The organism is Embleya sp. NPDC020886 (genome assembly GCF_044333915.1).
Taxonomy (GTDB): domain Bacteria; phylum Actinomycetota; class Actinomycetes; order Streptomycetales; family Streptomycetaceae; genus Embleya.
The window spans coordinates 129,884-153,673 of record NZ_JBIRRX010000007.1 but is presented as its reverse complement, the minus strand read 5'-3'; the positions used below and the strand labels follow the sequence as shown (position 1 = coordinate 153,673).

Here is a 23,790-nt window from a genome sequence, read left to right as displayed (position 1 = left end):
GCGTCGGCAAACCCTTTACCTCGTGAGGGCAATGTGACATTTTACAGATGTGAGCGAACTCCGTCCCAGTGATGTCGTCGTCATCGGCGCGGGCGTCGTCGGCGCCGCGTGCGCCCACTACGCCGCCCGTGCCGGCCTGTCCGTCACCGTGCTCGATCGTGGTCCGGTCGCGGGCGGGACCACCGGTGCCGGCGAGGGAAACCTGCTGGTCTCCGACAAGGAGCCCGGACCCGAGCTGGCCCTGGCCCTGCTCTCGCTCCGCCTGTGGGCCGAACTCGCCGAGGACGGGCCCGATTTCGAGTACCAGCGCAAGGGCGGCCTGATCGTCGCCCGGACCGGGGCCGAGGCGGGCGCGATGGCCGCCACCGCCGCCACGCAGCGCCCCTGCGGGGTCACCGCGCACGCCGTGGACGCCGCGGACCTGGCCTCCTACGAACCGCACCTGGCCCCGGGGCTGGCCGGCGGGACGCACTATCCGCAGGACGCGCAGGTGCAGCCCGCGCTGGCCGCCGCCGCGCTGCTGAGCTCGGGGGTGCGGTTGCACACCGGGGTCACCGTCACCGGCTTCCGGCTCGGGCGGGACGGGCGGGTGCTCGGCGTACGCACCTCGCACGGCGAACTCGCCACCGGCGCGGTGGTCAACGCGGCGGGCACCTGGTCCGGTGCGGTGGCCGCGCTCGCCGGGGCGTCGCTGCCGATCCTCCCCCGCCGCGGCTTCGTACTGGTCACCGAGCCGCTGCCGGCGATGGTGCGACACAAGGTGTATGCCGCGAGCTACGCGGGCGACGTCGCCGGCGACGACGCGGACCTGGCCTCGTCGGCCGTGGTCGAGGGCACCCCGTCCGGCACCATCCTGATCGGCGCGAGCCGCGAACGGGTCGGTTTCGACCGTTCGTTCCCGGTCCCGGTGCTGCGCCGGCTGGCGGCGCAGGCGATCGAGCTGTTCCCGTTCCTGGCCGGCGTCTCGGTATTGCGCGCCTATCGGGGGTTCCGGCCGTACTCCCCGGACCACCTGCCGGTGATCGGCCCGGATCCGCGCGTGCCCGGCCTGTGGCACGCGTGCGGTCACGAGGGCGCCGGCGTCGGACTGGCGCCCGCCACCGGGCACCTCGTCGCCCGGGGACTGACCGGCAAGGACCCCGAGTTCGATTCCACCCCATTCGCCCCGACCCGCTTCGCGGAGGTGTCCTCGTGACCGGCGCATCCGAACCCACCCCGGTCCACCCGCCCGGCGCGGACCACTTCCGGATCGGCGTGGACGGTCGGCCCGTCCCGGTGGAGGCCGGGCAGACCGTCGGCGCCGCGATGCTCGCCGCCGGGATCCGGTCCTGGCGCACCACCCGGTTCGCCGGCAAGCCGCGGGGGTTGTTCTGCGGCATCGGGGTGTGCTTCGACTGTCTGGTCACGGTGAACGGCACCCCCTCCCTGCGGGCCTGCCTGGTCACCGCCCGCCCCGACGACGAGGTGAGCACCACATGACCCACGACCTGGTCGTCGTCGGCGCCGGCCCCGCCGGCCTCACCGCCGCCGTCACCGCCGCTTGCTTCGGCCTGCGGGTCGCCGTCCTGGACGCCGGCTCCCGCGCGGGCGGCCAATACCACCGGCACCGCGCCGGTCGGCCGCCCGCCTGGCCGCCGCTCGCCCGCCTGCACACCGTCGAACACCTCGCCGAACACCGCGTCTGGGCGGTCGAACGCACGGCCGACGGCTTCGCCGTGCACGCCGTGGCCGGCGAGCGGGACGGCGGCCCGGTGACCGTGACCGGCCGCAACCTGCTGCTGGCCACCGGCGCCTACGACCGGCAACTGCCCTTCCCCGGCTGGGATCTGCCCGGAGTGCTCACCGCCGGCGGCGCCCAGGCCCTGATCAAGGGCAACGGCGTGGCGCCGGGCCGACGCGCGGTGGTGGCCGGCACCGGTCCGTTCCTGCTGCCGGTCGCGGTGGCGCTGGCCGACGCGGGCGTCAAGGTGAGCGCGGTGCTGGAGGCGTCCCGACCCACGCCGCGGGCCGCCGCGCTCGCGCCGCACAGCCCCGCGCGCGTGGTCGAGGCGGGCCGCTACGCGCTCGCCCTGGCCCGTCGGCGCATCCCGTACCGAACCGGCCGGGCCGTGATCGCCGCGCACGGCGACGACACCGGCCTGACCTCGGTCACCGTGGCCCGTCTGGACGCCGACTGGCGACCTCGTCCCGGGACGTCCACCGAAGTGGCCTGCGACACCCTCGCGGTCGGCTTCGGATTCACCCCGCAACTCGAACTGGCGGGCCAACTCGGGTGCGCGACCACCCCGGACGGCTTCGTCGCGGTCGACGCCCGACAGGCGACCGATCTTCCCGGGCTGTCCGCCGCCGGCGAGAGCACCGGCATCGGCGGAGTGCATCTGGCGGAGGTCGAGGGCGAGTTGGCCGGGTACGCGATCGCCGGCCGGACGCCGCCGCGCGCGCTGTTGCGCCGCCGGGCCGCGCTCACCCGGTTCGCCGCCGGGTTGCGCGCGCTCTACCCGGTCCGCCCCGGGTGGTCGTCCTGGTCGCACGCCGACACCCTGATCTGCCGCTGCGAGGAGGTGCCGCGTGATCGCATCGAGGAGGCGGCCCGGCTCGGCGCCGACGACGTGCGCTCGATCAAGCTGCTCACCCGCGCCGGCATGGGCTGGTGCCAGGGCCGGATGTGCGCCGAGGCCACCGCGTGCGTGTTGTCCGACGTGCTGGACCGACCGATCGCCGCGCCGGCACCCACTCGTCCGATCGGTGTGCCCATCCGTCTCGGAGACCTAGCCCAAGGAGCCTCATGAGCCCGCATCCCGCCTCCTCCCCTGCCGGTCCGGACCGACCCGACACCCGGCAGCCGTGGCACGGAGTCGTGGTGGCCACCGCGCTGCCGCTGCGCGAGGACCTGTCCGTGGACTTCGACGCCTACGCCGAACATGTGCGCTGGCTGGTGGATTCCGGCTGTGACGGCGTCTGCCCGAACGGCTCGCTCGGCGAGTACCAGTCGCTCACGCCCGACGAGCGGGCCCGGGTGGTCGACGTCGCGGTCGAAGCGGTGGGCGGCGACCGGGTGTTGCCCGGCATCGCGGCCTACGGCGCGGCGGAGTCGCTGCGTTGGGCCGAGCAGGCCGCCGAGGCGGGCGCCCGCGCGGTGATGCTGCTGCCGCCCAACAGCTACCGCGCGGACACCCGCACGGTGCTCGACCACTACCGCACCGCGGCCCGCGCGGGCCTGCCGATCGTCGCGTACAACAACCCGTTCGACACGAAGGTCGACCTGACCCCCCGACTGCTCGCGGACCTGTACGAGGAAGGTCTCGTGGTCGGCGTCAAGGAGTTCACCGGGGACGTGCGCCGGGCCTACGAGATCGCCGAACTCGCGCCCGGACTGGACGTGTTGATCGGCAGCGACGACGTCGCGCTGGAGTTCGGGCTGGCCGGTGCGGTCGGCTGGATCGCCGGCTACGCGAACGTCTTCCCGCGAGCCACCGTCGAGTTGTACCGCGCCGCGATCGGCGGCGATGTGCGCGCCGTGTTGCCGCTGTACCGCCTGTTGCATCCACTGCTCCGGCTGGATTCGCGCACCGAGTTCGTACAGTCGATCAAGCTGTCGATGGACCTGGCCGGGCGCCGCGGCGGCCCGTGTCGCGCGCCGCGGCTCCCGTTGTTGCCCGAACAGGAGGCGTCGGTGCGCGAGTTCACCGAGAAGGCGCTCGCGGAGGGACTGGCCTGATGCGCTCACGACACGTTTTCCACGCGGTCGACTCGCACACCGAGGGCATGCCGACCCGGGTGATCACCGGCGGCGTCGGCGTGCTGCCCGGTGCCACCATGGCCGAGCGGCGGGTGCACTTCATGGCCCACCGGGACGACCTGCGCACGCTGTTGATGCACGAGCCGCGCGGACACGCCGCGATGAGCGGCGCGATCCTGCAACCGCCGACCCGCCCGGACGCGGACTACGGCGTGTTGTTCATCGAGGTGTCGGGTTGCCTGCCGATGTGCGGACACGGCACGATCGGGGTGGCCACCGTGCTGGTGGAGACCGGCATGGTCGAGGTGGTCGAACCGGTCACCACGGTCCGCCTGGACACGCCCGCCGGGCTGGTGATCGCCGAGGTCGAGGTCCGCGACGGCGCGGCCCGCTCGGTGACCCTGCGCAACGTCCCCTCGTACGCCCACACCCTGGACGCGACCGTGGACGTGCCGGGTCTGGGTTCGGTCGGCTACGACCTGGCCTACGGCGGCAACTTCTACGCGATCCTGCCGATCGACAAGATCGGCCTGCCGTTCGACCGGGCCGAGGGCGGACGCATCCTGGAGGCCGGGCTGGCGATCATGACGGCGATCAACGAGCAGGCCCGGCCGGTGCATCCGGAGGATCCGAAGATCGCGGGCTGCCACCACGTGCAGTTCCTGGCGCCCGGCTCGGACGCCACGCTGTCGCGCAACGCGATGGCGATCCACCCGGGTTGGTTCGACCGCTCGCCGTGCGGCACCGGAACCAGCGCTCGGATGGCCCAGTTGGCCGCACGCGGCGAATTGGCGATCGGACAACCGTTCGTCAACGAGTCGTTCATCGGGACCCGCTTCCACGGGCGGTTGGTGGAACGCACCGAGGTGGGCGGCCATCCGGCCGTGGTTCCGCTGGTCACCGGACGGGCCTGGATCACCGCCACCGCGCAGTATCTGCTCGATCCCGAGGATCCCTTCCCGGCCGGGTTCCGCCTGTGAGGGCGGCCGAACCGGGGGCACGACCGGGGGCGCGACCGGCCGAAATATGCTCACGCTCGGTGATCGCCCGTACGCACAGTTCCGATCCCGCCCACAGGGTGACTGACCGTCAGTAGCATGGCGGGAGGAGGCACCATGGAAACGGGACACGGAGCGCTCGCGCTGCCGTCCTTCGATGATCGGCCGATCCTGCGGGATCGGGTGGCACGGGAGTTGCGCGCGGCGTTGATCGCGGGCGAGATGCGGCCGGGTGTGGTCTATTCCGCGCCCGCGTTGGCCGCGCAGTTCGGCGTGTCACCGACCCCGGTCCGCGAGGCGATGCTCGACCTCGCCAACGAGGGACTGGTCGAGGCCGTTCGCAACAAGGGCTTTCGGGTCACCGAGCTCTCCGACCGCGAGTTGGACGAGTTCACCGAGGTCCGCGCGCTGATCGAGGTTCCGGTGGTGGCCCGCCTCGCGGGCGTGGTCACCCCGGCCCAACTGGCCGCGCTGCGACCGGTCGCCGAGGAGATCGTGGCGGCGGCGCAGGAGGGCGACCTGATCAGGTACGTGGAGGCGGATCGCCGCTTCCATCTGTCGTTGCTCGCGTTGGCGGGCAACGAACACCTGGTTCGGGTGGTCGGCGATCTGCGCAAACGCTCGCGCCTGTACGGCCTGTCCCGGCTCGCGCAGAACGGCCGCCTCGCCGCGTCCGCCGCCGAGCACCTCGAACTCCTGGACGCGCTCGCCACCGGCGATCCCGCCCGGGCCGAGGACGTGATGGCCCGGCACATCGGCCACGTCCGCCACCTGTGGGCGGGTCCCGAGCAACCGAGCTGAAGCCGACACCGGCGGCCCGAGCGCGAGGCACTCGGGCGGCCGGTTCGGTCGGCGTGTCGTTCCCGGTCAGAGTCGGCCGGCGACCATGTCCATCAGGCGGTCCAGGACCGCGCCGCCGGAGGCGTTGGAGCCGTTGTGCTCCCATTCGTTGGTGACCCACGCCCGAACGTTGGCCACCCGGCGCGCGGTGTCCAGGGACAGGTCCGCGTCCACGTACATGTCGTCGAAGAAGACCGCCGCCGCGACCGGGACCCGGTTGTTCCGCAGTCGCTCGACGTCGTACAGGACGGGCCAGTCGTCGTGCCGGGCGAGCAGGTCGGCCGCTTCGCGGAAGGGGCGCAGGGCGGCGATCTCCTCGAACATCCAGGGGTACATCATCTCGCCGGTGAACAGCAGCGGATCGGCGGTCTCGGCGAACTCCGGCAGCTCCGCGTGCACCTTCGCCGCGGCCCATCCGGTGGCGACCTTGCCCTGCGCGTAGATCGGCTCCTGGAGCACGGCCCACAGCGGCTGGTCGGTGAGGGCGGTGGCGTGCATCGCGGCGGCCCGGAAGGTATCCGAGACCCGGTCGCCGTCCCACGCCTCGTCCAGCATCCAGTGCACCTGCTCGAAGCCGTCGCCCATCCCGAACACCTGGCCCAGGAACTGCAGCCGGCGCGGGGTGAGTCGGTCGCCGTCGGGCAACCGCACGTCGTGCGCGGCCAGATGGTCGGCCAGTCGCCGCACCGCCGCCACGTCGTCCGGATAGCGGGCGTAGTACTCGGCGTTCTTCGCCCGCACTCGGGGATACGTGCGGTGGTAGACGTCCTCGGCCGTGCAGTCCAGGCCGATCAAGCCCCCGGTGACATAACAGGACTTCAGGCCCTCGGGCGCTTGGGAGAGGTAGGCGAGCGTGATGAAACCGCCATAGCTCTGCCCGAGCGTCTCCCACGGCTCGTCGCCGCACAGCCGTCGACGGATGAACTCGGCGTCGGCGACGATCGCGTCCTCGCGCATGTGCCGCAGCAGCGCGGCGAGTTCCTCGGGTGCGGTACGGGCCGCCAGGCTCGGTGTGATCGGTGTGCTGCGACCGGTGCCGCGTTGGTCCAGGAGCAGTACGCGGTGGGTGCGCAGCGCGCGCTGAAGCCAGCCGGTGGCGCGATTGGGTCGCCCGGCCTTGCCGCCCGGGCCGCCCTGCAGGAAGCACAACCACGGCCGCTTCCGGTCCGCGGCGAGCGGATCGACCACCTCGCGTGCGAAGACCTCGATGGTCGGCCCGTCCGGACGGGAGTGGTCGAGCGGAACGGTGAAGGTGTGATCGGTCAGGGCCATCCCCGGTATCCGGGTGATGCGGGTCATGCGTCTTTCCCCCAAGCTCGTGTCCGTATCCGTATTCGGGTCTCGCGTGCGGATGGTGCGGACGGCACACGAACGAATCTGCCCCGATATGCCGGCGCCGACTCGTTCGGCCCTTCCGCGTCGTCGACGGGTGCGCAAGGGTCGGGGGTTCCGATTCCACTCGGCGAAAGGTGTGCAGTCGTGGTCGATGGCGCCGACGCTGCCGGTCCCTATTCCGCGTTCCAGGACTCGATCTACCTCGATGGCCTGCTGACCGGGCAGACGCCCGCGTATCCCACGGACGCCGGCGCCCTGGAGGCGGCCGCCGGCGAACGGCTCGATCCGGGTCCGCGCGGCTACGTGCTGGGCGGGGCGGGCGGCGGGGCGACGATGCGGGCCAATCGGGCGGCGTTCGAGCGGCGCCGGATCGTCCCGCGCATGTTGCGCGACGTGGGGACACGCGACCTGTCCTGCTCCGTGCTGGGCACCGCGACACCGGCGCCGGTGTTGCTCGGGCCGGTCGGGGTGCAGTCCATCGTGCATCCCGAGGGCGAGTTGGCGACCGCGCGCGCCGCGGCCGCACTGGGGTTGCCGATGGTGTTGAGCACGGCGTCGTCCCATACGTTGGAGGAGGTCGCCGCCGCGTCCGGGTCGGGTCCGCGCTGGTTCCAGCTCTACTGGCCGCGCGACGACGACGTGACGATCAGCCTGCTCGCCCGGGCTCGGGCGGCCGGGTACACCGCGCTCGTGGTCACCCTGGACACGTGGTTCCTGGGCTGGCGGCCCAGCGACCTGGATCGCGCCTATCTGCCCTTCCTGCACCAGGTCGGCATCGCGAACTATCTGAGCGATCCGGCCTTCCTGGCCGGGCTGAGCAAGCCGATCGCGGAGGACCCGACCGCGGCGATCGTGCACTGGGCGGGAATGTTCTCCGATCCGACCAAGACGTGGGCCGACCTGGCGTTCCTGCGCGAGAACTGGATCGGGCCGATCGTGCTCAAGGGTGTCCTGCATCCGGACGACGCCTGCCGGGCCCGCGACGCCGGTCTGGACGGGGTCGTGGTCAGCAACCACGGCGGGCGCCAACTCGACGGGGCGGTGGCCGCGTTGGACGCGCTGCCGGCGGTGGTGGCGGCGGTCGGCGAGGACTTGACGGTGCTCTTCGACAGCGGCGTACGCACCGGGACGGATCTGCTCAAGGCGCTGGCCCTGGGCGCCCGGGCGGTGTTGCTGGGCCGGCCGTACGTCTACGGACTGGCGTTGGGCGGCGAGGCCGGCGTGCGGCACGTACTGCGGTGCCTGCTGGCCGAGTTCGACCTGTCCATGGCCCTGTCCGGGCACACCCGCCCGGACGAGTTGCACGCCTCGGTGTTGACCTCGGATTGACCGGGCCGCGCGAAGGCCCGAATGTCCGCTCGGAATGGCCCGATTTGCCGCACCGATTCCGATACTGTCCGCGCATGATCACGCCCGGAACGAGAGGTCCCGCCTCGTGAGCGATCACGCGCGCCCCGCCACCTCGCACGCCATTCTGCGCCGGATGACCTCGCGCGACACCACCGAGGAGCATCGCGCGTCCACCCCACTGGAGTTGTTCTTCGACCTGACCTTCGTGGTCGCGGTGGCCCAGGCCGGCAGCCGACTGGTGCACTCGCTGGCGGAGGGACACCCCGGGCACGGGCTCGCGGGCTACCTGTTGGTGTTCTTCGCGATCTGGTGGGCGTGGGTCAACTTCACCTGGTTCGCGTCCGCGTACGACTGTGACGACCCGCTGTACCGGATCGCCACCCTCGTCCAGATCACCGGCGTGTTGGTCCTGGCCGCCGGGGTGCCCCGCGCGTTCGAGAGCAGCGACTACGCGGTCGCCATCGTGGGCTACCTGATCATGCGGCTCGCGCTGACCTTCCAGTGGCTGCGGGCGGCGCACGACGAGACCGACGCCGCGGCCCGGCGCACGGCGCTGCGTTACGCGGCCGGGCTGGTGCTGGTGCAGATCGGCTGGGTGGTGCTGCTGCTCCTGCCGGACGCCGCGTGGAAGTGGGGGTTCGCACTCCTGGTGATCGCCGAACTCGCGGTGCCCGCGATCGCCGAGCGCGACCACGCCACGACCTGGCACCCGCGTCACATCGCCGAGCGGTACGGGCTGTTCACCATCATCATGCTGGGCGAGAGCGTCTCCGCCGCGACCATCGCGATCCAGACCGCGCTCGACGACGAGGCCGCGCTGGACGAGCTGTTGCCGATCGCCGGGGGCGGCCTGTTGATCGTGTTCGCGGCGTACTGGATCTACTTCGCGGTGCCGATCCACGACTACCTCGCGTCCAGTCGGCAGGCGTTCCTGTGGGGATACGGCCACTACCTGGTCTTCGGCTCGGCGGCGGCGATCGGCGCGGGTCTGGAGGTCACCATCGAGCAGGCCGTGGGCGAGGCGCACATCTCCCGGACGGCCGCGTCGGCGAGTGTGACGATCCCGGCGGCGCTGTTCCTGCTGAGCACGTTCGTGCTGCACGCACGGCACCACAAGGTCGGCCTCGCCCAGAAGGCGGTGCTGCCGACCGCCGGCGTGGCGGTCCTGCTGTGCACGTTCCTGGGCGCGGCGGCGGTACCGACCGCGGGTGCGGTGGCGGCGCTGGCGGTCGCGGTGGGCACCGTGTTGTCCGCGCGGCAGGAGGAGCGGGCGGCGACGGACGTGGAGGCCGCCGGGCCGCGCTAGGCCCTGTCCGGTGGATCCTGGTGGGGCCTGGCCGCGCTACCCGGCCGTCAGGCGGCGGGCCGGGCTCTGCGGCTCGGGTGGGAGCAGCGGGCCGCCCTGCCATTGCTGGAATATCAGCATGGTGTGCACCTGGGTCACCTCCGTGCGCGAGGTGAAGCCGTCCACCACGAGCCGCTGCAGGCCGGTCGCGTCGGCGACCGCGACATGCACGAGGAAGTCGTCGGGTCCGGCCAGGTGGTAGAGCGCACGGGTCTCCGGCAGCTTGAGCACATGCCCCACGAACGGGTTGAGCACCACGCGGTGGTGCGGCCGTACCCGAACCGCGAGCATCGCCTGCAGCGGGCGGCCCAGCGCCGCCGCGTCCACCTCCACCGTGGCGCCCTTGACCACCCCGGCCGAACGCAGCCGGGCGACTCGATCCAGGCAGGTCGAGGGGGCGATGCCGACCTCGGCGGCGAGCGCCTTGTTGCTGATCCGGGCATCGTTCTGGAGGGCCCGGAGAATTCCGAGATCGATCGGATCGAGGGCGATGGATTGGCTCATCGGGCGATGATAGTTCGGTGATCGGGCACATTCTCCGGGGGTCGGCGGACCATGGCGGGCATGGATGACCTCCGAGTGGATCTTGACGGGCGGGCGGGGACGACCGCCGTGGGCGGCGTGGCCGGTGTGCCGGGCGGTGTGGCCGGGGCGAGCGCTTCCGGGGCCGCGGACGGCTCGGCGGGGGTGCGGCACATGTTCGAGACCCGGGCGGTGCACGCCGGTCGGGACGACCTCGCCGCCCTGGGTACGCACGCCGTGCCGATCGATTTGTCCACCACCTATCCGCTGCCGGACCTGCCGGCCGCGGCGCTCGCGCTCGACGCCTACGCGGAGGGTGAACTCCCGGACGGCTCGCCGATCTACGGCCGCTTGACGAATCCGACGGTGCGCCGCTTCGAGACGGCGCTCGCGGAGTTGGAGGGGTGCGCCGACGCGGTCGCGTTCGCCACCGGCATGGCGGCGGTCACCGCGTGTCTGCTCGCCGCCGCCGCACGCGGCCGACGGCATGTGGTGGCGGTACGGCCGCTGTACGGCACCACGGACCACCTGCTCACCAGCGGGCTGCTCGGCACCGAGGTCACCTGGGTCGACCCGGACGGGGTGGCCGGGGCGTTGCGGCCGGAGACCGGGCTGGTCATGGTCGAGACGCCGGCCAATCCGACGCTGGCCGAACTGGACCTGGCCGATCTGGCGGCGCAGGCCGGGGACGTACCGCTGCTGGTGGACAACACGTTCGCCACCCCGGTGTTGCAACAACCCGCGCGGTCCGGCGCGCGGATGGTCCTGCACAGCGCGACCAAGTTCCTCGGCGGACACGGCGACGTGATGGGCGGCGTGGTGGCCTGCGATCCGGAGACGGCCGCGGTGCTCCGGCAGATCCGCTTCGCGACGGGTGCGTTGTTGCACCCGCTCGCGGGCTACCTGCTGCTGCGCGGTCTCGCGACGCTGCCGATCCGGGTCGCGAAGGCGTCGGCGTCGGCGTCGACCCTGGCCCGGCGGCTGGCCGCCCACCCGGCGATCGAGCGGGTGCACTACCCGAGCATCGGTGGCGCGCTGGTGGCCTTCGAGCCGACGGGCGACCCGATGGCGCTGGTCGGCGCACTGCGGCTGATCACGCCCGCGGTCAGCCTCGGCGGTACCGACACGCTGATCCAGCATCCGGCCTCGTTGACCCACCGGGTGATCGACGACGCGGCGCGCGACGAGGGCGCCATCGGGCCGAAGTTGTTGCGCCTGTCGGTGGGGCTGGAGCACGAGGACGACCTGTGGCACGACCTGTCGACGGCCTTGGAGCAGGCTTCGGGGCGGCGCGGGACGTCGGCATCGGGGTCGGTGGAGGCCACGAACGGCAAGGCGGCGCCTTCGATGGTGACGCTTCGTCAGGGGGCGCACGTGTGATGTGGGTGCGTCGGTGCGGCCCTTGCCGGACGTGCCGACGCTTGCCGGACGACGCCCGGCCGGGCGATGGGGAAGGCACCCGGCCGGGTCGCGCGGAGTCGGTCGGCGGAAGTGGTCGCGGGTGACCTCGCCGGCCAAGCGGGCCCGTGCGTCGGCCGGTTCGGCCTCGATGGCGGCGTTGCCGGCGGCATCGAGGTCGACGCACTCCGGATACTGTTCGTCGCTCACCACGCGTCGCCGGCGGAAACGGGTCGGCGGGTGCGCGCCGTCCACGCAGCGGCCGGGCAACGCGCGGACCCGGCGCGGCCGTTCGTACTCGCGCTCCGGTACGGCCTCGATGTGTGCCGCGAGGCCGGCCCACCACCCGGCCCCGATCTCGCTGCGCGGGGCCGCCCGTGCGATTCGGGTGTTCGCCGCCACGGCCTGCCGAGGCAATTCGGACGGGCCGATCGGCGGAGGATCCATCGTCAGCGGTAGAGCAGGCCGGAGAGGCGTAGGGCAACGTCGCGGCGCACGGCGGGGATTCGGGTGATCGTGCGCAGGACCGTGTTGCGCAGCGGGCGCAGCGCCGGGGTGACGGTGGCGATCCGGGTCATCCGGTCGGCGAGCTTCACGATCTGCTCGGCGATCGGGCGGCGGGTGGCGCCGTACGCGTCGAGCGCCGAGGTGGAACCGCCGTCGAGGACCGGGCCGAGCGCGTGGGCCAGCGCCACGGCGTCGAGGATGCCGGCGTTCATGCCCTGGCCGCCGGCCGGGCTGTGCACGTGCGCGGCGTCGCCGGCCGGCAGGATGCGCCCGGCGCGGTAGGTGTCGGCGATGCGGTGGTGGACCCGGAAGCGCGAGCCCCACACGACCTCCTCGACCAGCACCCGACCGGTCGAGGGACCGCGCTCGTCCAGGAGCCTGGACCGCTGGGAGGACGACGAGGCGATGATGATCCTGCTGCGCACCGGCGTCACCAACGAGGATGCCGCCGAACGCATGCGCGCGGTGTTCGCGGAACAAGTCGGCCCGCTCGTGGCCCGCGTCTGCCCCACCCCGACCGAGGCCCCTCGCCGAGCCGGCCTGGTCGCCACCCAGGTGCTCGGCCCGGCCCTGTGTCGCTATGTCCTCCGCCTCCCGCCGATCGTGGGCATGACCCGGCCGGAGATCGTCGCCTGGCTCGGGCCTCAGCTACAGCGCTGCCTGACCGGGGATCTCGGGGGCGGGGCAAACCCGGTCGGGTGACGGGGGGTTCCGGGTCGTCGGCCGTCCGGGGGCGAGGACCGGGGCCGAAGGCCGGGAGGCCGACCGCAGCCGGCCCGTCGACCCGGCGCTGCCGCCCGTCGCGTGTCGCCCGTCGCACGTCCCCCCGGAAATCGGGGGACTACCCCCAGTGGTCGCCCGGTTCGATCGGGTAGCGTCCCGAGCAGATCCGAACCGGCCGAGCCGAGCGGTGTCCCGCGAGCCGCCACCGGAGGTGACGCGTCATGCCCGCGCACGTTGCCCGATCGAACCACCCGGTCCACCGCCCGCTCCGCGACTTGTCCCGATGCACGTCCCTGCGAACCGCGCCCGGCCGATACCCGCCGAACCGGCCCGCCGCCGGCCCTCCGGCGCGCCGCCGGGTCGTGGTCGGGCCGCCCCTGTCGTTGCTGGCCGTGCTGGTGCTCCTGGTGTCCTGTACCTCCGCGACCTCCGCCTCTCGCCCCGCAGCCGTGCCCACCGGCGCCGTGCCGACCACCGTCGCTCCGGGCGGCCCGACCGGACCGGGAACGGCGAGTGTGCCGGCCGCTTCGTGCAGCGACCCGCTCGCGAGCCTGCGTCCCCGGTCGGGGCCACCGCGCGCCACCGACTACGCGAGCGACGGCTCGCTCGCACACATCCTGCGACAGGGCTTCCTGACCGTCGGAATCGACCAGAGCAGCTACCCGTTCAGCTATGCCGACGTCGCCGACCACAATCGGCTCAAGGGCTTCGACATCGACCTCGTCCGGGAGATCGCCGCCGACCTGTTCGGCAGTACGGACCCCAGCCGGCTGCACTTTCGCGTCCTGCCCAACAACATCCGCGAACAGTCCGTCGCGAACGGCGACGTGGACATCGTCGCGAAGTCGGTCACGGTGAACTGCGGCCGCCGGGCGCTGGTCGACTTCAGCTCGGTCTACTACGAGTCGGGACAGCGCACACTCGTCGTGCGCGACAGCCCGGCCGCGGCCGCCGACCATGCCAAGGGCCTGATCGGCCTGCCCTCCGGAACCCGTGTCTGCACGGTGGCCGGCACCACCTCCGCCGAGGCGGTGCGGGCGACCCGGGGCCTGGCCCCGGTCACCGGTGAGACCTGGGCGGACTGCCTGGTCCGGATCCAACAGGGCCAGGCGGACGCGGCGGTCGGCGACGACACCATCATGGCCGGCCTCCAGGCCCAGGACCGATTCGTGCAGTTGGTCGGCCCCAAGCTCACCCGCGAACCGTACGGCCTGGAAATCGCCAAGACCCATCCCGACCTGGTCCGCTTCGTCAACGCCTCGCTGGAGCGCATCCGCCAGGACGGGACGTGGTCGCGGCTGTACGAGACGTATGTGGCCCGCTACATCCCGGAATCCGGACCGGTGACGGCCCCGGTCGCGGTGTATCGCGATTGAGCGCGCCGACACCGGTCCGGACTCGGTCCGCCTACGCCGAGGACAGATCGTCTCCCGGCACGACCAGCCCCGACTCGTAGGCCGTCACCACCAGTTGCGGTCGATCGCGCGCACCGAGCTTGGCCATGATGCGACTCACGTGCGTCTTGGCGGTGAGCGGGCTCAACCCGAGCAGCGTGCCGATCTCCGCGTTGGTCAATCCCCGTCCGACCAGCGTGAGTACCTCGCGTTCGCGCCCGGACAGGTCGGCCACCAGCACCGATTCCGGCCCGCCCGCCGTGCGCGCGGCCGGCATCCGCAGGACGCGCGAGATCAACCGCGCCGTCGGACCCGGCGACAACAACGCCTCGCCCGCGCCGATCGTGCGGATCGCGGCCAGGAGTTCGGCCGGGCGTGTGTCCTTGACCAGGAATCCGCCGGCGCCCGCGCGCAACGCGGCCACCACGTTCTCGTCGTCCTCGTAGGTGGTCAGGACCAGCACCCGAACTCCCGGCAGGTCCGGATCGGCCGCGATCGACCGAGTGGCCTCGATCCCGTCCAGGATCGGCATGCGAATGTCCATCAGCACGACGTCCGGCCGGGTGGCGCGGGTGAGTTCGAGGGCGGCCTGCCCGTCGGCGGCCTCACCGACCACCTCCATGTCGGGCGCCGAACCCACCAGCATCGCGAAGGCCGACCGCACCAGGTGCTGATCGTCGGCCAGCAACACCCGCAGCCTGCCGACCGTCACGTGCTCCCCCGCTCGCCACGCATCATCCGCAACCACTCCCCGTCACCACGTACCTCGCCGTCCCCGCCGTGCCCGCCCAGTGTCACCCGGCGCCGGCTCGCTCACTCATCGGCAACACCGCCTCGACCCGGAATCCGCCCTCCGGGCCGGGCCCGGCGACCAGCGTCCCGCCCACACTGCGCGCCCGTTCGGCCATCCCGACGATGCCGAACCCGGCCTCCTTCCGGGCCTCGTGCCCCGCCGCGACCTCGGTCCCCCGGCCGACCTCCGGCCCGGTCCCGTGCCCGACGTCCGGCTCCGACGCGATCCCCCGTCCGTCGTCGCGCACGGTCAACCGCAGTTCCGCGTCGACGACCGACAGTTCGATCCACACCGATCGGGCCTGTGCGTGCTTCACCGCGTTCGTCAGCGCCTCCTGCACGATCCGGTACACCGCCACGCCCACCTCGGGCGCCGGCGGCGGTCCCTGATGCCCGGTCAGGACGACCTCGATGCCCGCGGAGCGGGCCGCGCCCGCGAGCGGTACCAGGCCGTCGAACCCGGCCAGGCCCGGCACCGCCTCGTACGACGCGGCCTCCTCGGCGTCGCGCAACACCGACAAGGTGGCCCGCAGTTCGTGCCGGGCGTCCCGACAGGTCTCGGCGATCGTGTCCAACGCGCCCACCATGACCGCACGTTCGGCCGGCGGCTCCTGGGCGGCGAGGTGCGCGGCCACGCCCGCCTGCACGCCGATCAGCGTGATGCTGTGCGCCAGCAGATCGTGCAGGTCGCGCGCGATCCGCAAGCGCTCCTCGGCCACCCGCCGCCGGGCCACCTCGTCCCGGGTGCGCTCGGCGCGCTCGGCCCGATCGATGATGGCGCACACGTACGCCCGGTGGCTGCGCCACGCCTGCCCCGCGACCACCGCCGCGATCACCCAGCCGACCATCCCGCAACGGTCCCGCCAGGTCGGCTCGTCCCGTCCGCCATGGCTCATCGCCACGATCACCACGAACAACACGGCGAAGGTCAGCGCGATCGCCTCCTCGCGGCGGATGTAGGCCGCGACCGTCCCGAGCGCCACCAGTGCCAACACGGCCGCGCTCTCGTGCAGATACTCCCGGCTGTGATACGGCACGGTCAGCACGAACGTCGCCACCAGCACGGTTCCCGGCCTGGCCCGCCGCCAGGCCAACGGGATCGCCCCGCCGACCAGCAGCGCGACCCCGAGCGGGTCCAACGCCCGCTGCCCCGGCAACATCCACGCGAACCAGATCGCACCCGCGGCCAGGACGAGAGCGAGCAGGGCGTCCGCAACGGACGCCCCACCCCGCGTCGATCGCTTCGTCACACCGCCATCTTCCGGGACGGCACGGGCGGTTCCACCGGCCGGGTCCCCACCGCGCCCACCGCGGGCCGTCGGGACAGCGGGCCCGGCCACCAGATCCGCCGATCCAGCGCCACGCTCGCGGCGGTGACCAGGAAGGTCCGGACCAGGAAGGTATCGATCAACACCCCCATCGCGACCACGAATCCGAGCTCCACCAGGGAGACCAGCGGCAGCAACATCAGCACCGAGAAGGTCGCGGCCAGCACGAACCCGGCCGACGCGATCACCCCGCCGGTGGTCTCCAGCGCGGCCGGCGCGGCCACCCTGACCGACGCGCCACGCAGCGCCATCTCCCGCACCCGGTGCATCAGGAAGATGCCGTAGTCCACCCCGAGCGCGACCAGGAACACGAAGGTCAGCAACGGCGTTTGTGCGTCCACGCCCGCGTATCCGAAGCCGTGCTCGAAGATCAGCCCACCGATTCCGAGCGAGGCGGCCCACACCAACCCGACCGCGAGGACCAGGATCAGCGGCGCGACCAGGCTGCGCAACAACACGATCAGCACGAGCAGTACGGCCAGCAGGACCAGCGGAACGACCACCCGGCGATCGCGGGCCGTAGTGTGCGAGGTGTCCATCTGCTGGGCGGTGGGGCCGCCGACCCGCGCGTCCGGCACGGCCCGCAACCGCTCGATCGTGGCATGTTCACCGGTCGACTCCGGCCGATCCTTCGCGAAGGCCAGGATTTCCGTCCAGCCGCCGCCGGTTCGAGCCTGCCGGGCGTGCTCGATACCCGCCGTCGCGGAGACCGCCCCGAGCACGGCCGAGGCCCGCTCGGTGCGCGCGAGCACCGAGATCGGCGCACCCGACTGCTCCGGAAAGGCCGCGCTCAGCGTCTCCTGCGCGGCGATCGACTCGGGCTTCGCGGTGAAGCCGTCGCTCTGCCGCAGCGGACCCGGCAGCGCGAACGCGGTCAACGCGCCCGCCCCGAGCAGCACGACGCCCGCCACGAGCACCGCGATCGGCCGCCGGGACACGCCGGCCCCGATCCGGGCGTACGCCCCGCGGCCCCGCTTGGGGACACTGCCGAACGCGGGCACGAACGGCCAGAACACCCGCCGCCCGAGCAACACCAGCACCGCCGGCAGCAACGTCGTCATCACCGCGAGCGCACACACCACGCCGACCGCCCCGACCGGCCCCATCCCCCGACTGCTGTTCAGATCCGCGGCGGTCAGGCACAACAGCCCGACCACGACCGTCCCGCACGACGCCACGACGGCCGGCCCACACCCGCGCAAAGCCGCCACCATCGCGGACAACGGTCGCTCGTGGACCCGCAGTTCCTCCCGATACCGAGCCACCAAAAGCAGCGCGTAGTCGGTCCCGGCACCGAACACCAGCACCGTCAGCACGCCCGAACTCTGTCCGGTGACGGTGATCCCGAACACCTTCACCAGCCCGTACACCGTCGCCGAGGCAACCGCCACCGCGACCCCGGCACACACGAGCGGCACGACCCACAGGTACGGACTGCGGTAGGTCAGCATCAACAACACCGCGACCACGAGAACGCTGGCCAGCAGCAGCGTCCCGTCGATCGACGCGAACACCTCCTGCATGTCCGCGGTGATGCCCCCGGGCCCACCCAACCGGACGGTGAGTCCGTCCGGATGGCGATCCAGCACCTTGCGGATGTCGGGCACGATCTCGTCCGGCTCCGCGCCACGCCGATCGATGGACAACGCGTAGCGCAACGTCGCGTGGTCGACGGACTCCTGCGCCACCGGCGCCGGCCCGGCCACCAGCGCATGCCGCCCGGCCACCTCGGCCACCTGCCCCGCCGCCAGTTCCCGGTCGGCGGCGGTCAAGCCGCCGTCGCGGTGGTACACGAGCTGCACGTCCATCGCGTCGCCACCGGGCAACCCGGCCTGCACCTTGGCCACTTGGGTCGACTCGGCGTTCGCCGGCAGATAGTCGACGGCCTCGTTGCGCTGCACGTCGCCGAGCTTGGCGGCGAACATCCCGGCCACCAGCACGACCAGCAGCCAACCACCGACGACAGCCCACGGCACCGCCCACCACCGTCCCCGCTGCGGCACCGGTGGGGCCTCTTCCTTCGCGAGTGTCTCCATGCCCCAAGGCTTTCGGCCGACCGACCCGCGATCGTCCGGCCGAAGACCGATGTCCGGGTTACTCCGCACGAAGTCCGAGGGCGCGGACTGATCCTGCGGGAGTAACGCCCGGGAGTACGGGTGGCGAGTCGAGCGGCCGGAACGGACGCCTCAAGGCCCACAGTCCGGCCCGGTCCGGTCCGGCCGGGATCGGCCCGGCGATCAGCCGCCGCCGAACCAGGCCGGCATGTCGAGGTGGAACGAGTCCCCCGGCGTCATCGTCCGCAGGTCCTCCTCCAGCGCGCGCAGCCGTTCCGCGCCCAACGTCCCGGCCCACTTCGCGCGCACCTGCTCGAAGATCGCCGCCGACTTCACCAGCGAATCCACCCCGTGTGCGGTGAGCCGAACCACCTTGCGCCGCGCGTCGTTCGGATCCACTCCGCGCTCGACGTAGCCCAGTCGCTCCAGGCCGTCGATCGTCTTGCCCGCCGCCTGCTTCGACACCCCCAACAGGCGCCCGAGTTCCACGGCGGTGGTACCGGACGGCCCGATGGCCTGGAAGACGAAGCCATGCATGGGGCGCATGTCCGGGTGGCCCTGCCGAGCCAGCTCCGCATGGACCTCGTCGATGACGATCCGAAAGGCCATCAACAGGCGCAGCGGCAGCTCGAAGCCCGGCGGCTCCGGGCCGGCATCGTCGGCGTTCGAGCCGACTGCGGACGGGTTTCTTGACATGGATAGACAACCTGGTTCACTATTTAGACAACAACATTGTCGAATTCCTCGCAAGACCAGGAGACCACACATGCCAGTCGTCCGCAGCACCGACGCTCGGATCACCACCACCCCCAACGGCACCATGACCACCTTCGCCTCCCCCACCCAGGGCGGCACCACCGGCACGGCCCTGTGGCGAGTGGACATGACCCCGGCCGCCTCCGGCCCCTACCACTCCTTCGAAGCCGAACAGATCTGGACCGTCATCACCGGCGGCCTCACCGCCGTCATCGACGGCGAAGAACTCACCGCGACCATCGGCGACACCGTCGTCTTCCCCGCCGACCTCCCACGCCAAGTCCACGCCGACCCCGAAACGGGCTTCACCGCCATCGCCACCGCCCCCGCCGAAGCCCGCGCCTACAACCCCGACGACATCACCCCGCCGGACGCCTGCGGCCTGGCCCCCAGGGACGCCGAACGCGTGCTCCCGCCGTGGACGATCTGACCCGTCCGGCAGGCTGCGAGCAGCGGCGGGGACCGACGTGGGGCAGCGGGACCAAGCCGCCCCACGTCGGTCGGCGACGTCGTGGTGGTTGCGGTTGCGCGCTGCCGGGACCGCCCCGGCTCGACCTCAGCGCAGGGGCGCGTCCGGGTACGTCACCGCGAGGGTGCGTTGGGCCAACTGCGCCAGGGTGCAGTGGTCTTGGCCCGGGAGGCCGGTGCCGACCCGGATCGCGGGCGGCGACGGCCAGGCCGCCTCCGCGCCGTGCAGGATCCCGGCGATCGAGCCCGCCAGCGGCGCGGTGGTGTGGATGTCCCAGCCGGCGCGCACCGTCAGGCCGATGCCCCGACCCGGATCGCCGTCACCCCACAACAGCCCCGCCGCGACCAGGCAGGCGTTGCCCAGCGCGTCCCGCCGAGAGCCGGTCCCGTACCGCTGATGCACCTCGGCAGCCGCCTGCTCCCAGGTCCGGCCGCGGGTGTGGGCCACCAGGACACCCTGAATCGCCCGCGACAACCGCGACTCGACCGGCACATGCCGTAACGAGACCCCGACCGCCTGGGCCGCGTCCCGCGCCGTGAACGCCGCCGCCGCGAGCGCCGCGCTCCACATCGCCGCGTACAGCCCCTCCCCCACGTGCGACACCGCCGCGTCCTTGCGGGCCAACCGCGCGGCCCGCCTGGGATCACCCGGAGCCGCGTACCCGTACAGGTCCGCCCGCGCCATCGCCTCGTCGGTCCCGCCGTGCGCGCTCGCCCGGGACGCCGTCGCCGGCGGCAACGCCCCGCCCAACAGCGCCTCGTACGCGGCCTGTTCGGCCGCACGCTGACGCAGGAACGGCAGGGTCAGCAGCCACAACGCCCCGACCTGCGCACTGGTGAAGCCCGGTCCGTACAGCTCCAACACCCGCAGGCTCAACACCGACCGGTCCATCGCGTCGCTGCGATCCTCCGCCCGGGCGGCATCCGGCACCCCCGACCCGTCCGGAATGCGGGCCGCCTCGTGGGCACCGAGACAACGCCCGATCCAGCCCCCGTGCATGCGATCCAGCAACACCGCGCCGGATGGCGGCGGGTCGATGGAACCGGCCGGCGGCAACCCCTCGTCGACGAGCCGATCGACGGCGTCAGCCGGATCGTCACACCTCGGACCGTTCCGGCTCGGGCCGTTCCGTGTCGAGCCCTCCGCCGACAGGCGCTCCCGCTGCGGACGCCGCCGGTCGAAGCAGTCCCGCCCGCGCTCGTCTCGCCCCGGGCGATCCGCGTCGGGACGCCCTTCGTCGAGACGCCCTTGATCCGGCCGATCCCGGCCGAGGCGACCTCGTTCCGGATGGGCCCTGCCCAGCAGGTCCCGCTCCAGACCGTCCCGGCCCCGATCGTCCGCCGCGCGCTCGCCTCGGGACCCCTCGCCCGGGGCGAGTCGCCCGTCACCCGCCACCGGGTCGCGGCTCACCCCGTCGTCGCCCGAACCACCCCGCACCGAACGACCGCTCCACCGCAAACCTCGATCGCCACCGCCGCCGCCCTGCCCGTGATCGACCCACCTTCCGCGTCCCGAACCCACGTTGTCCGATTCCCGACCATCCCGAGCCGTCTCCGCCACGCGCGTCACCGCTCCTTCGCCGACCGACTCCGCCCCGAAACCGCCGCCCGCCCCGGCGCTCACCACCGCTCCCACCCCGGTCCCACACACCCGCACGGGACGAGCCCCCTGCCGACGCCGATCACCTGCCCGACGGCGACTCCGGGTGCCCAAGCCCGCTCGTACCGCATCATGCTCCGGCCGATCGGCGAAAGACCAGACGCCCGAGACGACGGATTGGACCCAAATGTGATGCCCTATCACATGCCCTGCGCAGGCTATGGAACTGCCCTGGTCCGGGCTATTGGCAAGCCTTGACGAAGTTCAGACGCAACCCGCTGAAATTCGTCACGACCCAGGGGGTTCGCTGACGCCGCGAATCGCGTACCTTATCGGCCATGACCTCGGCTCGCGCCTATGACGGCGGCATCTACTCGCCGTATTCGGAGACCCCGATCTACGACCGGCTCGTGGCCGAACGCGGTCGGCCGGAGATCGGCCCCTTCAACCTCCCCGTACCGGACTTCGCCATGCACCCGCTCTTCGGCGAACGCCCGGCGCTCCCGGCCCTGCCGGCCCTGCCGTCGTCGTACTCGTCGCCCGCCCCGGCGTACGGGTCCACGTACGGCTCGTCCGCCCCGGGCTACGGCTACAACGCGCCCGCCCCGATGCCGGCGCTGCCCGCCGCGCTGCCGGTTCCGGCGCAATACGGCGGTGGCTCCCCGCAGTACGGCGCCGGTCAGTACAACAACGCGCACATGTCCGGGTACGCGTCGATGGCCCCGGCCGCGCCGCAGGCACCCCAGCAGGCCGTACACCAGGCGCCGCAGCCCGGCGCCGGGCAGTACGCCGCGCAGTACGTACAGCCGCCGCAGGTGCCGACGCCGCGCGTGCCGAACATGGGCGAGCCGGGCCAGTTCCCGCCCCGCTACTGATCGCGCGCCACCCGTACCACCCGCACCCCGTGCGGCACCGTCCCGAGCCGGCCGGCGTCGCACCGATCCCCCGTCGGCTTCCCCGGGCCGGCGTGAAACAGTGAAGGCATGCACCACCTCGCCTCCATGCACGTGTATCCGATCAAATCCGCACGCGGTATCGACCTCTCCGAGGCCGTGGTCGAACCGTGGGGCCTTGCCGGCGACCGGCGTTGGATGCTCGTGGACGAATCCGGTCGGTTCCTCAGCCAGCGCAAGAACCCGCTGCTGGCCACCGTGACGGTACGTCGAGAGTCGGGTGGGCGACTGGCCCTACACGCGCCCTCGATGGACGAACTGTGGGTCGAGCCGACCGCCGACGCGCACCTCGTCCCGGTGACCGTCTGGAACGACGAGGTCAAGGCCGCCCTGGGCTCCGACGACGCGCACACGTGGTTCGGCAGGTTGCTGGGGATCGACGCACGACTGGTGCATCTCGACGACCCGACCCGACGAATGCCCGATCAAGAGTATGCGGACGCGTCCGATCGGGTGAGTTTCGCGGACGGGTTTCCGCTGTTGCTGACGACCACGGGCTCACTCGAAGCGTTGAACGCCGTGATGGATTCTCCGCTGCCGATGAACCGGTTCCGCCCCAACGTCGTCATCGACGGGCCCGAGGGCTGGGCCGAGGACCACTGGCGCCGAGTCCGTATCGGCGAGGTCATCTTCCGCGTCGTCAAGCCGTGTTCGCGCTGCGTGATCACCACGACCGACCAACGGACCGGCGAACGCGGCCCCGAGCCGCTCAGATCCCTCGGCAAACACCGCCGGTTCGGCAAGAAGCTGATCTTCGGCCAAAACCTGATCCCCGAACTGCCCGCCACCAAAGCGGGGACCCTCCGGGTGGGCGACCCCTTCGAGGTCCTCGAATCCGTCTGACCACCCGACGGATAGGCACCCGACCGGCCGACCGGGGCCGCACGCCCTCCCGGGCGGCCGGTCGGCGCAGGGACGGTGGTCGAGGAACTCGGCCCCGACGCCCACGTGTACGGCATCGGCACCTCGGCACCCGCGCCCGCCGCCCCACCCGCCGCCCCCACCGCGCCCGTGCGATTGACTGTGCGGCGAGATCGGAGCACAGGGGGTTAAGACACCGATGACGACGACAACCAACGCAACGCCTCGGGTCCCGGACGCCGCATGGCTGGAGGCCCGCTTCGGCAGCGGCTCGCTCTGGCGGCCCGACGAGGCCGACCTTCCCGCGGAACTGACCGACCGCGAAACTCGCAACTTCCTCACCAGCACCGGCTTTCCCGCCGTCGCGATCGACCTCGTCGAGTTCGACTCCACCCACCTACGGGACGCCGACGAGCCATATCTGTTCGACGCCGACGAACTGTACGGACGTCGCTACCCCGACGACGACTCGCCGCCCGAGAACTTCTGCTTCACGATAGGCATGCACTTCGACCAACAGCTCATGGTCGACACCGACATCGGCGAGATCAACCACTACGACCCTTCCGGCTGGGACCACGGAGACGGCGACAAAGGCATCGCCACCTCCTCGCTGCCGACCCTGGCCCTGCTCCTGGGCCTGGTCGTCGAACGACGCGATGCCCTGGAAACCGACGACGACGGGATCCGCCACGCCGCCATCGCCGAACTACGCGTGCACATGGCCGCGATCGAACCCGAGGTGGACAACTCCCCCTTCTGGGACAGCGTGTTCGACCACCTTTCGGCCTGACTTCTCCAAAGCCACCATTCCGGCGCGCCCTGAA

At 72.3% G+C, this 23,790-nt stretch carries 23 protein-coding genes; 15 read left to right on the top strand and 8 right to left on the bottom strand.

Translation table 11 applies throughout. The features are described 5' to 3' along the window. Window positions 1-49: 49 nt before the first annotated feature. The 6 genes from ACH4U8_RS24765 (at window position 50) to ACH4U8_RS24740 (ending at window position 5,538) form a co-directional block, all read left to right on the top strand. Window positions 50-1,195 carry an NAD(P)/FAD-dependent oxidoreductase gene (locus ACH4U8_RS24765; RefSeq protein WP_395780234.1) on the top strand — a complete coding sequence of 382 codons (1,146 nt, stop codon included), beginning with the start codon at window positions 50-52 and terminating at the stop codon, window positions 1,193-1,195. Further along, the gene (locus ACH4U8_RS24760) at window positions 1,192-1,479 is read left to right on the top strand and encodes a (2Fe-2S)-binding protein (protein WP_360317618.1); all 288 of its coding nucleotides are present in this window, start codon (window positions 1,192-1,194) and stop codon (window positions 1,477-1,479) included. The genes ACH4U8_RS24765 and ACH4U8_RS24760 overlap by 4 nt, the downstream gene beginning before the upstream one ends. After that, window positions 1,476-2,789, top strand: coding sequence for an FAD-dependent oxidoreductase (locus ACH4U8_RS24755; RefSeq protein WP_395780232.1), 1,314 nt, complete (start codon window positions 1,476-1,478; stop codon window positions 2,787-2,789). Before ACH4U8_RS24760 ends, ACH4U8_RS24755 begins: the two co-directional genes overlap by 4 nt. Beyond that, window positions 2,786-3,718, top strand: a complete 933-nt coding sequence (locus ACH4U8_RS24750; RefSeq protein ID WP_360317623.1) for a dihydrodipicolinate synthase family protein — start codon at window positions 2,786-2,788, stop codon at window positions 3,716-3,718. Before ACH4U8_RS24755 ends, ACH4U8_RS24750 begins: the two co-directional genes overlap by 4 nt. Continuing rightward, entirely contained in the window at window positions 3,718-4,719 is a 1,002-nt protein-coding gene (locus tag ACH4U8_RS24745; protein ID WP_379990580.1) for a proline racemase family protein, read from the top strand. The genes ACH4U8_RS24750 and ACH4U8_RS24745 overlap by 1 nt, the downstream gene beginning before the upstream one ends. A 135-nt stretch (window positions 4,720-4,854) precedes the next feature. After that, window positions 4,855-5,538, top strand: a complete 684-nt coding sequence (locus ACH4U8_RS24740; RefSeq protein WP_395780230.1) for a GntR family transcriptional regulator — start codon at window positions 4,855-4,857, stop codon at window positions 5,536-5,538. A gap of 66 nt (window positions 5,539-5,604) precedes the next feature. Here ACH4U8_RS24740 and ACH4U8_RS24735 read toward each other — a convergent pair whose 3' ends face one another. Beyond that, window positions 5,605-6,876, bottom strand: a complete 1,272-nt coding sequence (locus ACH4U8_RS24735; protein WP_360317631.1) for an alpha/beta fold hydrolase — start codon at window positions 6,874-6,876, stop codon at window positions 5,605-5,607. 180 nt (window positions 6,877-7,056) lie between these two features. Here ACH4U8_RS24735 and ACH4U8_RS24730 point away from each other — a divergent pair, with 180 nt between their 5' ends. Both ACH4U8_RS24730 and ACH4U8_RS24725 read left to right on the top strand, forming a co-directional pair. Next, the gene (locus tag ACH4U8_RS24730; protein ID WP_395780228.1) at window positions 7,057-8,241 is read left to right on the top strand and encodes an alpha-hydroxy-acid oxidizing protein; all 1,185 of its coding nucleotides are present in this window, start codon (window positions 7,057-7,059) and stop codon (window positions 8,239-8,241) included. 154 nt (window positions 8,242-8,395) lie between these two features. Beyond that, on the top strand, window positions 8,396-9,568 hold the full coding sequence (locus tag ACH4U8_RS24725; RefSeq protein WP_395780553.1) for a low temperature requirement protein A: 1,173 nt from the start codon (window positions 8,396-8,398) through the stop codon (window positions 9,566-9,568). A gap of 36 nt (window positions 9,569-9,604) precedes the next feature. On the opposite strand, the gene ACH4U8_RS24720 is transcribed toward ACH4U8_RS24725, so the two are convergent. Continuing rightward, window positions 9,605-10,111 carry an Lrp/AsnC family transcriptional regulator gene (locus tag ACH4U8_RS24720; protein WP_360317636.1) on the bottom strand — a complete coding sequence of 169 codons (507 nt, stop codon included), beginning with the start codon at window positions 10,109-10,111 and terminating at the stop codon, window positions 9,605-9,607. Window positions 10,112-10,303: 192 nt separating this feature from the next. Between ACH4U8_RS24720 and ACH4U8_RS24715 the strand changes: the two genes are divergently transcribed. Continuing rightward, window positions 10,304-11,509 carry a trans-sulfuration enzyme family protein gene (locus ACH4U8_RS24715; RefSeq protein WP_395780551.1) on the top strand — a complete coding sequence of 402 codons (1,206 nt, stop codon included), beginning with the start codon at window positions 10,304-10,306 and terminating at the stop codon, window positions 11,507-11,509. 467 nt (window positions 11,510-11,976) lie between these two features. On the opposite strand, the gene ACH4U8_RS24710 is transcribed toward ACH4U8_RS24715, so the two are convergent. Continuing rightward, window positions 11,977-12,459: an FAD-dependent oxidoreductase gene (locus tag ACH4U8_RS24710; protein ID WP_395780226.1), complete on the bottom strand. Its 483-nt coding sequence runs from the start codon at window positions 12,457-12,459 to the stop codon at window positions 11,977-11,979. Between ACH4U8_RS24710 and ACH4U8_RS24705 the strand changes: the two genes are divergently transcribed. Continuing rightward, window positions 12,440-12,736, top strand: a complete 297-nt coding sequence (locus ACH4U8_RS24705) for a hypothetical protein (RefSeq protein WP_395780224.1) — start codon at window positions 12,440-12,442, stop codon at window positions 12,734-12,736. The two genes, ACH4U8_RS24710 and ACH4U8_RS24705, sit on opposite strands and share 20 nt — an antisense overlap. A gap of 383 nt (window positions 12,737-13,119) precedes the next feature. Beyond that, the gene (locus tag ACH4U8_RS24700; protein ID WP_395780222.1) at window positions 13,120-14,133 is read left to right on the top strand and encodes a transporter substrate-binding domain-containing protein; all 1,014 of its coding nucleotides are present in this window, start codon (window positions 13,120-13,122) and stop codon (window positions 14,131-14,133) included. A 31-nt stretch (window positions 14,134-14,164) separates the two neighbouring features. Here the strand turns inward: ACH4U8_RS24700 and ACH4U8_RS24695 are convergent, their stop codons facing one another. From ACH4U8_RS24695 to ACH4U8_RS24680, 4 genes are all read right to left on the bottom strand, one after another. Next, window positions 14,165-14,863 (bottom strand): response regulator transcription factor, encoded by a 699-nt coding sequence (locus ACH4U8_RS24695; protein WP_360317645.1) that lies wholly within the window; start codon window positions 14,861-14,863, stop codon window positions 14,165-14,167. 82 nt (window positions 14,864-14,945) lie between these two features. After that, window positions 14,946-16,193 (bottom strand): sensor histidine kinase, encoded by a 1,248-nt coding sequence (locus tag ACH4U8_RS24690; RefSeq protein WP_395780220.1) that lies wholly within the window; start codon window positions 16,191-16,193, stop codon window positions 14,946-14,948. After that, on the bottom strand, window positions 16,190-18,307 hold the full coding sequence (locus tag ACH4U8_RS24685; protein WP_395780218.1) for an MMPL family transporter: 2,118 nt from the start codon (window positions 18,305-18,307) through the stop codon (window positions 16,190-16,192). The genes ACH4U8_RS24690 and ACH4U8_RS24685 overlap by 4 nt, the downstream gene beginning before the upstream one ends. 201 nt (window positions 18,308-18,508) lie before the next feature. Beyond that, window positions 18,509-19,021, bottom strand: a complete 513-nt coding sequence (locus ACH4U8_RS24680; protein ID WP_395780216.1) for a MarR family winged helix-turn-helix transcriptional regulator — start codon at window positions 19,019-19,021, stop codon at window positions 18,509-18,511. Window positions 19,022-19,091: 70 nt separating this feature from the next. Between ACH4U8_RS24680 and ACH4U8_RS24675 the strand changes: the two genes are divergently transcribed. Then, window positions 19,092-19,511, top strand: coding sequence for a cupin domain-containing protein (locus ACH4U8_RS24675; RefSeq protein ID WP_395780214.1), 420 nt, complete (start codon window positions 19,092-19,094; stop codon window positions 19,509-19,511). A gap of 126 nt (window positions 19,512-19,637) precedes the next feature. Here the strand turns inward: ACH4U8_RS24675 and ACH4U8_RS24670 are convergent, their stop codons facing one another. After that, the gene (locus ACH4U8_RS24670) at window positions 19,638-20,564 is read right to left on the bottom strand and encodes an ADP-ribosylglycohydrolase family protein (RefSeq protein WP_395780212.1); all 927 of its coding nucleotides are present in this window, start codon (window positions 20,562-20,564) and stop codon (window positions 19,638-19,640) included. 923 nt (window positions 20,565-21,487) lie between these two features. Here ACH4U8_RS24670 and ACH4U8_RS24665 point away from each other — a divergent pair. The 3 genes from ACH4U8_RS24665 (at window position 21,488) to ACH4U8_RS24655 (ending at window position 23,756) form a co-directional block, all read left to right on the top strand. Continuing rightward, window positions 21,488-22,024, top strand: a complete 537-nt coding sequence (locus ACH4U8_RS24665) for a DUF6643 family protein (protein ID WP_360317657.1) — start codon at window positions 21,488-21,490, stop codon at window positions 22,022-22,024. A 108-nt stretch (window positions 22,025-22,132) separates the two neighbouring features. After that, the gene (locus ACH4U8_RS24660; protein ID WP_395780210.1) at window positions 22,133-22,945 is read left to right on the top strand and encodes an MOSC domain-containing protein; all 813 of its coding nucleotides are present in this window, start codon (window positions 22,133-22,135) and stop codon (window positions 22,943-22,945) included. Between the two features lie 217 nt (window positions 22,946-23,162). Further along, the gene (locus tag ACH4U8_RS24655; protein WP_395780208.1) at window positions 23,163-23,756 is read left to right on the top strand and encodes an SUKH-4 family immunity protein; all 594 of its coding nucleotides are present in this window, start codon (window positions 23,163-23,165) and stop codon (window positions 23,754-23,756) included. The last annotated feature ends 34 nt before the right edge of the window (window positions 23,757-23,790 follow it).

Excerpts from the sequence above, each read along its gene's own strand:
- ACH4U8_RS24755 (WP_395780232.1), top strand. The coding sequence starts at position 1,476 with ATGACCCACGACCTGGTCGTCGTCGGCGCCGGCCCCGCCGGCCTCACC.
- ACH4U8_RS24750 (WP_360317623.1), top strand. The coding sequence starts at position 2,786 with ATGAGCCCGCATCCCGCCTCCTCCCCTGCCGGTCCGGACCGACCCGAC.
- ACH4U8_RS24745 (WP_379990580.1), top strand. The coding sequence starts at position 3,718 with ATGCGCTCACGACACGTTTTCCACGCGGTCGACTCGCACACCGAGGGC.
- ACH4U8_RS24740 (WP_395780230.1), top strand. The coding sequence starts at position 4,855 with ATGGAAACGGGACACGGAGCGCTCGCGCTGCCGTCCTTCGATGATCGG.
- ACH4U8_RS24735 (WP_360317631.1), bottom strand. The coding sequence starts at position 6,876 with ATGACCCGCATCACCCGGATACCGGGGATGGCCCTGACCGATCACACC.
- ACH4U8_RS24725 (WP_395780553.1), top strand. The coding sequence starts at position 8,396 with ATGACCTCGCGCGACACCACCGAGGAGCATCGCGCGTCCACCCCACTG.
- ACH4U8_RS24720 (WP_360317636.1), bottom strand. The coding sequence starts at position 10,111 with ATGAGCCAATCCATCGCCCTCGATCCGATCGATCTCGGAATTCTCCGG.
- ACH4U8_RS24715 (WP_395780551.1), top strand. The coding sequence starts at position 10,304 with ATGTTCGAGACCCGGGCGGTGCACGCCGGTCGGGACGACCTCGCCGCC.
- ACH4U8_RS24705 (WP_395780224.1), top strand. The coding sequence starts at position 12,440 with ATGATGATCCTGCTGCGCACCGGCGTCACCAACGAGGATGCCGCCGAA.
- ACH4U8_RS24685 (WP_395780218.1), bottom strand. The coding sequence starts at position 18,307 with ATGGAGACACTCGCGAAGGAAGAGGCCCCACCGGTGCCGCAGCGGGGA.
- ACH4U8_RS24680 (WP_395780216.1), bottom strand. The coding sequence starts at position 19,021 with ATGTCAAGAAACCCGTCCGCAGTCGGCTCGAACGCCGACGATGCCGGC.
- ACH4U8_RS24675 (WP_395780214.1), top strand. The coding sequence starts at position 19,092 with ATGCCAGTCGTCCGCAGCACCGACGCTCGGATCACCACCACCCCCAAC.
- ACH4U8_RS24665 (WP_360317657.1), top strand. The coding sequence starts at position 21,488 with ATGACCTCGGCTCGCGCCTATGACGGCGGCATCTACTCGCCGTATTCG.
- ACH4U8_RS24660 (WP_395780210.1), top strand. The coding sequence starts at position 22,133 with ATGCACCACCTCGCCTCCATGCACGTGTATCCGATCAAATCCGCACGC.
- ACH4U8_RS24655 (WP_395780208.1), top strand. The coding sequence starts at position 23,163 with ATGACGACGACAACCAACGCAACGCCTCGGGTCCCGGACGCCGCATGG.